General features: G+C 64.7%; 10 protein-coding genes. 9 read left to right on the top strand and 1 reads right to left on the bottom strand.

What is annotated here, in order from left to right:
* Positions 1-161: 161 nt before the first annotated feature.
* Positions 162-983 carry a posphoenolpyruvate synthetase regulatory kinase/phosphorylase PpsR gene (gene ppsR, locus M3149_RS22165; RefSeq protein ID WP_251711538.1) on the bottom strand — a complete coding sequence of 274 codons (822 nt, stop codon included), beginning with the start codon at positions 981-983 and terminating at the stop codon, positions 162-164.
* 160 nt (positions 984-1,143) lie between these two features.
* Here ppsR and ppsA point away from each other — a divergent pair, with 160 nt between their 5' ends.
* The 9 genes from ppsA to rplI all read left to right on the top strand — a co-directional run bounded on the left by ppsA (position 1,144) and on the right by rplI (position 8,782).
* Positions 1,144-3,537: a phosphoenolpyruvate synthase gene (ppsA, locus tag M3149_RS22170; RefSeq protein WP_251711539.1), complete on the top strand. Its 2,394-nt coding sequence runs from the start codon at positions 1,144-1,146 to the stop codon at positions 3,535-3,537.
* 200 nt (positions 3,538-3,737) lie between these two features.
* Entirely contained in the window at positions 3,738-4,037 is a 300-nt protein-coding gene (locus M3149_RS22175; protein ID WP_251711540.1) for a hypothetical protein, read from the top strand.
* On the top strand, positions 4,034-4,609 hold the full coding sequence (locus M3149_RS22180) for a tetratricopeptide repeat protein (RefSeq protein ID WP_251711541.1): 576 nt from the start codon (positions 4,034-4,036) through the stop codon (positions 4,607-4,609). The genes M3149_RS22175 and M3149_RS22180 overlap by 4 nt, the downstream gene beginning before the upstream one ends.
* Positions 4,610-4,756: 147 nt before the next feature.
* Positions 4,757-5,017, top strand: coding sequence for a DUF4212 domain-containing protein (locus M3149_RS22185; RefSeq protein WP_251711542.1), 261 nt, complete (start codon positions 4,757-4,759; stop codon positions 5,015-5,017).
* Between the two features lie 3 nt (positions 5,018-5,020).
* Entirely contained in the window at positions 5,021-7,135 is a 2,115-nt protein-coding gene (locus tag M3149_RS22190) for a sodium:solute symporter family protein (RefSeq protein ID WP_251711543.1), read from the top strand.
* 196 nt (positions 7,136-7,331) lie between these two features.
* On the top strand, positions 7,332-7,700 hold the full coding sequence (gene rpsF, locus M3149_RS22195; protein WP_251711544.1) for a 30S ribosomal protein S6: 369 nt from the start codon (positions 7,332-7,334) through the stop codon (positions 7,698-7,700).
* Between the two features lie 30 nt (positions 7,701-7,730).
* Positions 7,731-8,018: a primosomal replication protein N gene (gene priB, locus M3149_RS22200; RefSeq protein ID WP_251711545.1), complete on the top strand. Its 288-nt coding sequence runs from the start codon at positions 7,731-7,733 to the stop codon at positions 8,016-8,018.
* A 12-nt stretch (positions 8,019-8,030) separates the two neighbouring features.
* On the top strand, positions 8,031-8,312 hold the full coding sequence (gene rpsR / locus M3149_RS22205) for a 30S ribosomal protein S18 (RefSeq protein ID WP_251711546.1): 282 nt from the start codon (positions 8,031-8,033) through the stop codon (positions 8,310-8,312).
* A gap of 14 nt (positions 8,313-8,326) precedes the next feature.
* The gene (gene rplI / locus M3149_RS22210) at positions 8,327-8,782 is read left to right on the top strand and encodes a 50S ribosomal protein L9 (RefSeq protein ID WP_251711547.1); all 456 of its coding nucleotides are present in this window, start codon (positions 8,327-8,329) and stop codon (positions 8,780-8,782) included.
* Positions 8,783-8,955: the final 173 nt, after the last annotated feature.

Below are 8,955 nucleotides of genomic sequence, written 5' to 3' on the forward strand. Positions count from 1 at the left end.
GTCCAGGAACTCGCGCTTGCGCGTTCGCTTGGTCTTGCGCTCGAATCCGCTCTCGCCCAGGCTCAATTGCTTCATGGCGGCAATGTCTCACATCACACAAGTGGGGTCGAGGTTGTGCAGACCTTCCTTAAGTCGTTTCCCAAACATGAATGAAAACCGGCTCAGTATTCGAGTCGTTCGGGCCGCAGTTCCTGAAGGATGGTGGTGGCGATCTCCTCGATCGACTTGGTGGTGGTGGAGAGCCAGCGTATGCCTTCGCGGCGCATCATCGACTCGGCCTCGGACACCTCCATGCGGCAGTTCTCCAGGCTTGCATAGCGGGAGTTGGGCCGGCGTTCGTTGCGGATCTCGCTCAGTCGCTCGGGGGCAATGGTCAGGCCGAACAATTTCTTGCGGTGCGGCGCGAGGGCCGGCGGCAGCCGGCGGCGCTCGAAATCTTCCGGGATCAGCGGGTAGTTGGAGGCTTTCAAGCCGTACTGCATGGCCAGGTACAGCGAGGTCGGCGTCTTGCCGCTGCGGCTCACGCCCACCAGAATCACGTCGGACTCCTCGAGGTCCTTGTTGCTCTGCCCGTCGTCGTGCGCAAGCGAGAAGTTGATGGCCTCGATGCGGTCGTGATACGCCTTGCTCTTGGAGGCGTCGGAAAAGCGGCCCACCCGGTGGTTGCTCTTGATGCCCAGCTCCACCTCCAGCGGCTGCACGAAGGTCGCGAACATGTCGAGCAGCATGCCCCGGCAGTGCTGCTCGAATACCGCCAGCACCTCGTCATTCACCACCGTGGTGAACACCAGCGGCCGCTTGCCCTCGACCTCGGCCGTGTGGTTGATCTGGCGCACCGCCTGGTGTGCCTTGTCCACGCTGTCCAGGAAGGGCAGGCGCACACGGCGCATGTTGGCCTCGAACTGCGCCAGGATGGCGTTGCCAAAGGTTTCGGCCGTGATGCCGGTGCCGTCTGAGACGAAGAATACCGTTCGGTGGGGCATGAGGGAGCCGTCCTTACAATCGCCAGTTTTGCGTCGCGGCCATTATCCGGTGCGCTGCGCGAGCGAATTTCTGCCCTGCCTGGCGGCCGACCCACAACAGAACCACAGGTCACGCGCTGGCGCATGGAGCCCCCGGTTTTTCAACCTCAGGAGCCTTTCCATGTCCAACCTGTTCGAGCCGACCGCGCTGGTCGTGCCCTTCGAAAAATTGCGGATGACCGACGTCGAGTCGGTCGGCGGCAAGAACGCCAGTCTTGGCGAGATGATTTCGCAGTTGCCCAGCGGGGTGAAGGTGCCCACGGGCTTTGCCACCACCGCGCACGCCTTTCGCGAGTTCCTCCAGCACGGTGGCCTCACCGAGCGCATCAACGCGCGCCTGGCCGCGCTCGACACCGAGGACGTGCGCGCGCTGGCCGCGGCGGGCGCCGAGATCCGCGGCTGGGTCGAGGCCCAGCCGTTCCCGGCCGATCTGGAGAAGGCAATCCGCGAGGCCTTTGCCACCTTGAGCGCCGGCAACGACAAGGCCTCGTTCGCGGTGCGCTCCTCGGCCACCGCCGAAGACCTGCCCGACGCCTCCTTCGCGGGTCAGCAGGAGACCTTCCTCAACGTGGTCGGCATCGAGGATGTGCTGCACAAGATGAAGGAAGTCTTCGCCAGCCTCTACAACGACCGCGCGATCAGCTATCGCGTGCACAAGGGCTTTGCCCATGCCGACGTCGCGCTGTCGGCCGGTGTGCAGCGCATGGTGCGTTCCGACCTGGGGGCCGCGGGCGTGATGTTCACCATCGACACCGAAAGCGGCTTCGAGGACGTGGTCTTCATCACCAGCAGCTTCGGCCTGGGTGAGACGGTGGTGCAGGGCGCGGTGAACCCCGACGAGTTCTATGTGCACAAGCCCATGCTGAAAGCCGGCAAGCGCGCGGTGATCCGCCGCAACCTGGGTTCCAAGTTGATCCAGATGGTGTTCAGCTCGCCCGAGGAGAAGGCGGCCACCGGCAAGCTGGTCAAGACCGTGGACGTGCCGGTGGAGCAGCGTAACCGCTACAGCCTCAGCGAGGCCGACGTGGAGCAGTTGGCGAAGTACGCCCTGGTGATCGAGCAGCACTACGGCCGCCCGATGGACATCGAATGGGGCAAGGACGGCACCGACGGCCAGCTCTACATCCTGCAGGCGCGGCCCGAGACGGTGAAGAGCCAGAACGCCGGCAAGACCGAGGTGCGCTACAAGCTCAAGGGCAAGGGCGCGGTGCTGGCCAGCGGCCGCGCCATCGGTCAGAAGGTGGGCACCGGCCCGGTGCGCCTGGTGCACAGCATCAGCGAGATGGACAAGGTGCAGCCCGGCGACGTGCTCGTCACCGATATGACCGACCCGAACTGGGAGCCGGTGATGAAGCGCGCGAGTGCCATCGTCACCAACCGCGGCGGGCGCACCTGCCACGCGGCCATCATCGCGCGCGAGCTCGGCATCCCGGCCGTGGTGGGCTGCGGCGACGCCACCGACACGCTCAAGGAAGGCACGCTCGTCACCGTGAGCTGCGCCGAGGGCGACACCGGCAGCATCTACGACGGCCTGCTCGAAACCGAGATCACCGAAGTGCAGCGCGGCGAGATGCCCGCGATGGACGTCAAGATCATGATGAACGTGGGCAACCCCCAGCTTGCCTTCGACTTCGCCCAGATTCCCAACGCCGGTGTGGGTCTCGCGCGGCTGGAATTCATCATCAACAACAACATCGGCGTGCATCCCAAGGCCATCCTCGACTACCCGCAGATCGACGCCGACCTGAAGAAGGCAGTGGAATCGGTGGCGCGCGGCCACGCCTCGCCGCGGGCCTTCTACGTCGACAAGGTGGCCGAGGGCGTGGCCACCATCGCGGCGGCGTTCTGGCCCAAGCCGGTGATCGTTCGCCTCTCGGACTTCAAGAGCAACGAGTACCGCAAGCTGGTGGGTGGTTCGCGCTACGAGCCCGACGAAGAGAACCCCATGCTCGGTTTCCGCGGCGCGGCGCGCTACATCAGCGCCGAATTCGCCGAGGCCTTTGCCATGGAGTGCGAGGCCTTGAAGCGCGTGCGCGAGGACATGGGCCTGACCAACGTGCAGGTGATGGTGCCCTTCGTGCGCACGCTGGCCCAGGCGCAGCGCGTGACGGAGCTGCTGGCGGCCCAGGGTCTCAAGCGTGGTGAGAACGATCTCAAGCTCATCATGATGTGCGAGATCCCCAGCAATGCGGTGCTGGCCAAGGACTTCCTGCGGTTCTTCGATGGCTTCTCGATCGGCTCGAACGACCTCACGCAACTCACGCTCGGCCTCGACCGCGACTCCGGCCTGGAACTGCTCGCGCACGACTTCGACGAGCGCGATCCGGCGGTGCGCGCGCTGCTGCAACTGGCCATCAACGCCTGCAAGGCCGAGGGCAAGTACGTGGGCATCTGTGGTCAGGGCCCCAGCGACCACCCCGACTTCGCGCAATGGCTGCGCGACGAGGGCATCAGCTCGATCTCGCTGAACCCCGACACCGTGGTGGACACCTGGCAACTGCTGGCGGGCAGCTGAACGCGCCCTTTGCGCACCGCACAAGAAACGGCCGGCTCCCCTGCCGTTTTTCCTTTGTAGGTCTTACGAACCAATGGGGAGCCAGTCTTCGGGAAAACCCCGAGAGGGTTTGACCTGCCGGCGGGCCTTGGTGTCAGCGTTTGTAAGAGCGCGGTAAGTTGCCGGCCAAGAATCGCGGCAACTTCAGGGCACCCCCTTCGATGCTGCTTTTCCTCTCCATCGTCAAGCTCGTCTGCGAGATCGCGCTGATGGCGTTGTTCGGTCAGTGGGTGTTGGGCCTGCTGGCGGGCGCCAAGCGCGAGCAGAACTTCTTTTATCAGTTGCTGGCGCAGGTCGGCCGTCCGTTCGTGATGCTGGCGCGCCTCATCACGCCGCGCAGCATCGTGCTCGACCGCCATGTGCCTCTGGTGGCCTTCCTGGTGCTGGCCTTCACCTGGATCGTGGTGACCGCACTGCGCATCCAGCACTGTCTGCAGATCGGCGTGGAGCTGTGCAAATGAACGATGCCTTCAACCGGTGGTTGCTGCGCTGGCAGGTTCGCCTGCTGCTGGTGTTCAACCGCCGCAAGGCGGCGCTCGAACGCGTGGATACCTTGCTCGCCATTGATGCGGACGATGTCTATGCGCTGGCCACGCGCGCGCACCTGCTGTCTTCGCTCGGCGATCGCGAAGGGGCCGTGGCGGCGCTCGAGCGCGTCATCGCGATCCAGCCGCAGCATGCGCCCGGCTGGTTCAACCTGGGTTTCCTGCGTGAAGAACTCGGCCGCATCGACGAGGCCGAGCAGGCCTTTCGCCAGGCAATCGCCATCGACGAGAAATTCGACCGGGCCTGGTACGGCCTGGCGCTGTGCCTGATCCGCCAGCGGCGCTTCGATGACGCCGTGGTCGCGCTCAAGCGCAACACCCAACTGCAGCCCATGAGCCCGTACGGCTGGTATCAGCTTGCGCGGGTTCATGTCGATCGGCAAGAACCGGAAGAGGCGGCGAAGATCATTCGCCACCTCCGCAAGTTCGAGCCCAAGGTGGCCGCCCAGCTGGAACGCGAGACCGGACTGGTTCAACCCCAGTCCTGATCGTCTCGCGCTGTAGCCGGGTGGCTGACAAGAGGGGCGTCCAGCGCAAGCCGGACGCCGAAAACACGGACAGGCTGCAGGCCGCCATGAGGAGACGGCGGTGTCCGTGACGTGCCCGAGAGGGTCTTGTTGATGGAGGTCGATGCGATGCAATTGACAGAAAAGCACCGCCAGTACTGGCGGAAGAACCTCAACATCACGGCCATATTGCTTGCAATCTGGTTCTTCGTGACGTTCGTGGTGGGCTACTTCGCCAGGGATCTGAACTTCAACTTCTTCGGTTGGCCGTTCAGCTTCTGGGTGGGCGCACAGGGCGCTTTGGTGGTGTACGTGGCCATCATCGGCTTCTACGCCTGGTACATGAACAAGCTTGACATCGAGCACGGTGTCGAAGAAGGCGAGGAGTGAACCATGGCTGGCATGTTTGAAACAGGCGCTGGCGGCGGTGCCGGCGGCAATGCTGCATTCAAGAAGCAGCTCAACAAGGTCTACAAGTGGTACACGGGCGGCTTCTTCGTCTTCGTGATCGCTCTGGCCATCCTCGAGCAGCTCGGGCTCTCGCGTGAGTGGATCGGCTTCATCTTCCTGATCGCCACCATCGCGCTGTACGCCGGTATCGGCATCATGAGCCGCACCACCGATGCGGCCGAGTACTACGTGGCCGGGCGCCGCGTGCCTGCCGTCTACAACGGCATGGCCACCGGCGCCGACTGGATGTCGGCCGCGTCCTTCATCGGCATGGCCGGTACGCTGTACCTCACAGGCTACGGCGGTCTGGCCTTCATCATGGGCTGGACGGGTGGCTACTGCCTGGTGGCGCTGTTCCTGGCGCCGTACCTGCGCAAGTTCGGGCAGTTCACCATCCCCGACTTCCTGGGTGAGCGTTACGGCGGCAACCTGCCGCGTTTCCTGGGCATCTTCGCCGCCATCCTCTGCTCGTTCACCTACGTGGTGGCGCAGATCTACGGCGTGGGCATCATCACCGCGCGCCTCACGGGCGTGGCCTTCGAACTCGGGGTCTTCCTGGGTCTGGGCGGCATTCTGGTGTGCTCGTTCCTGGGTGGCATGCGCGCGGTGACCTGGACGCAGGTGGCGCAGTACATCATCCTCATCATTGCCTACCTGATCCCCGTGGTCTGGCTGTCGGTCAAGCAGACCAGCGTGCCGGTGCCGCAGGCGATCTATGGCCAGCAACTGGTCAAGGTGACCGAGGCCGAGACCCGTCTGATCAACGATCCGAAGGAACTCGAGGTGCGCGCGGTGTTCAAGGCCCGCTCGGACGCGCTGGCCGAGAAGCTGAAGGACCCGGCCGTCGCGCTGGCTGCCGACAAGGCCGCTGCCGAGAAGACCCTCGCCGACCTGCGTGCGACCAACGCCCCGAGCGCGGACATCGCTGCCGCCGAAAAGGCGCTGGCCGATCTGCCGAAGGACCCGGACGCCGCCAAGGCTGCCTGGACCCGCGCCAAGGCTGCTGCCGACGCCAAGACACGTCCTCTCAACGGCATGCCGCGCCACGCCGCCCAGTTCGCGGGTGACCCCAACGGTGACGCTGCCGCGCAGAAGACCTTCAACGAGTCGCGTCGCAACTTCCTGGCGCTCATCTTCTGCCTGATGGTGGGTACCGCTGCGCTGCCGCACATCCTGATGCGCTACTACACCGTGCCCTCGGTGAAGGAGGCTCGTCAGTCGGTGACCTGGTCGCTGTTCTTCATCTTCCTGCTGTACTTCACGGCGCCCGCCCTGGCGGTGCTGGTCAAGTTCGAGGTGTTCAACGTCCTGGTGGGCACCCCGTTCAACAACCTGCCCGAATGGATCGCGGCCTGGAACCGCGTCGACCCGGGCTTGCTGTCGGTGACCGACGTCAACAAGGACGGCATCCTGCAGCTCAACGAGATGAGCATCGGCGGTGACATCATCGTGCTGGCAACCCCCGCCATCGGTGGCCTGCCGTACGTGGTCTCCGGTCTCGTGGCGGCCGGTGGTCTGGCGGCGGCGCTGTCCACCGCGGACGGCCTGCTGCTGACGATCGCCAACGCGCTCTCGCACGACCTGTACTACAAGATGATCGACCCCAACGCCTCGACGGCTCGCCGCGTCACGATCTCCAAGACGCTGCTGCTGATCGTGGCCCTGGCCGCTGCCTACGTGGCGGCCCAGAAGCCGGCCGACATCCTGTTCCTGGTCTCTGCGGCGTTCTCGTTCGCGGCGGCGGCGTTCTTCCCGGCCCTGGTGCTCGGCATCTTCTGGAAGCGCGCCACCGGCATCGCCGCCTCGCTGGGCATGGTCGCTGGCCTGGGCGTCACCTTCTACTACATGGTGACGACCCAGCCCTGGCTGCGCGGCGTCTTCGGCGTGACCTCGCCGGTGGAACTGTGGTGGGGCATCCAGCCGATCTCCGCCGGTATCTTCGGTGTGCCCATCGGCATCGCGGTGATCGTGCTGGTCAGCCTCGTGACCCCGGCGCCGAACAAGAAGATCCAGGAGCTGGTGGAGCACGTGCGCTACCCCAACCTGAAGATGTCCTGATCTGCGCTTGACGCGTCCTGAGCCACCCGCCTGGCGGGTGGCTTCCGGGCCCGGCCCCCGAAGTGGGGTCGGGCCCTTTTACTTTTGTATAATCGCGGGCTTGCCTTGCTGCACCCCTGCTGACGCCTGGGGGCAGCTGTCAACCTCCCCGGCCAGGATTTTTCCGGTCGGCCGGGGGCATCCACAAGGAGAGTCCATGCGTCACTATGAAATCGTCTTGCTGATCCACCCGGATCAGAGCGAGCAGGTTCCGGCCATGCTGGAACGCTACAAGGGCATGATCACCGCCGGCGGCGGCAAGATCCACCGCGTTGAAGACTGGGGCCGCCGTCAACTGGCGTACCAGATCAACAAGCTGTCCAAGGCCCACTACCTGTGCGTCAACATCGAAGCCGGCCAGGCCGTGATGGACGAACTGGAACACGCCTTCAAGTTCAACGACGCCGTGCTGCGCCACCTGACCGTTCAGCGCAAGAAGGCCGACACCGGCCCGTCGGCCATGATGAAGACGGTCGAGCGCGAAGAGGCTCGCAAGGCCCAGCAGTCGCAGGAGCAGGCCGCCTGACGCCCCTGGCGTGAGGCTCGCGGAAACCGGGTGAACCGTCTCCAGTTGCAGGCCGTCGTGGTGCAGGTGCAATCCCTGCGCTACACCCCGGCAGGCATACCGGTGCTCAACCTCGTGCTCGAACACGAGTCACAGCAGACCGAACTGGACACCCCCCGGACCGTCAAGCTCCAGCTCAAGGCCGTGGCTTTCGGCGCATTGGCCGAAACCCTGCAAAAGCAGGCCTTGAACGACGCTGGCAACTTCGACGGGTTCCTCGCGAGCGCACGCACCGGCAAAGGCGTGGTGTTCCACATCCAAGCATTCAGCAAGACATAGGAAAGGCCCATCATGGCTGCACCCAAGCGTTTCAACAAAGACAAGCGCCCCAAGCGCAACACGCAATCGCTGCTGTTCAAGCGCAAGCGTTTCTGCCGCTTCACCGTCGCCAAGGTCGAGGAAGTCGACTACAAGGACGTCGACGTCCTGCGCGACTTCATCTCCGAGAACGGCAAGATTATTCCGGCCCGCCTGACCGGCACCCGCGCGATCTACCAGCGCCAGGTGACCACCGCCATCAAGCGCGCGCGTTTCCTGGCCATGCTGCCGTACAGCGACCAGCACCGCGTCTGATTGAGGAGCCCGACATGCAAGTGATTCTTCTCGAGAAAGTGACCAACCTCGGCAGCCTCGGCGACGTGGTCAAGGTCAAGGACGGCTACGCCCGCAACTTCCTGATTCCCTGCGGCCTGGCCCGCCGTGCCACGAAGGACGCCCTGGCGGCCTTCGAAGCCCGCCGCGCCGAACTGGAAAAAGCCGCTGCAGCCAAGCTGGCTGCCGCCCAGGCCATGGGCGAAAAGCTCGCCTCCACCAACCTCAAGCTGACCCAGAAGGCCGGCGTGGACGGCCGCCTGTTCGGCTCCGTCACCAACCACGATGTGGCCGACGAGCTGCACAAGCTTGGCTTCAAGGACGTGGTGAAGGCCCAGGTGCGCATGCCCAACGGTCCGCTGAAGGCCGTCGGCGACTACACCGTGCAGATCAACCTGCACACCGACGTCACGGTCGACGTGGCCGTCTCGGTTCTCGGCGAAACCGCCTGATCCGGCGCGGGCCTGCGGCCCGCCCAGAAAAGCCGCTGTCCCCGGGCACTAGCCGTTCGACTAAGGAGTTGACGGTCTAGGCCTTCAGCCAGGTTGATTCAAAGCCCCGTCCTGCTCTTGCAGGGCGGGGCTTTCTTCTTTCTGGGGGACCACCTGGGCGCGGGGCTGGAAGT

The sequence above is a fragment of the Hydrogenophaga intermedia genome, from assembly GCF_023715105.1.
Lineage (GTDB): Bacteria > Pseudomonadota > Gammaproteobacteria > Burkholderiales > Burkholderiaceae_C > Hydrogenophaga > Hydrogenophaga intermedia_A.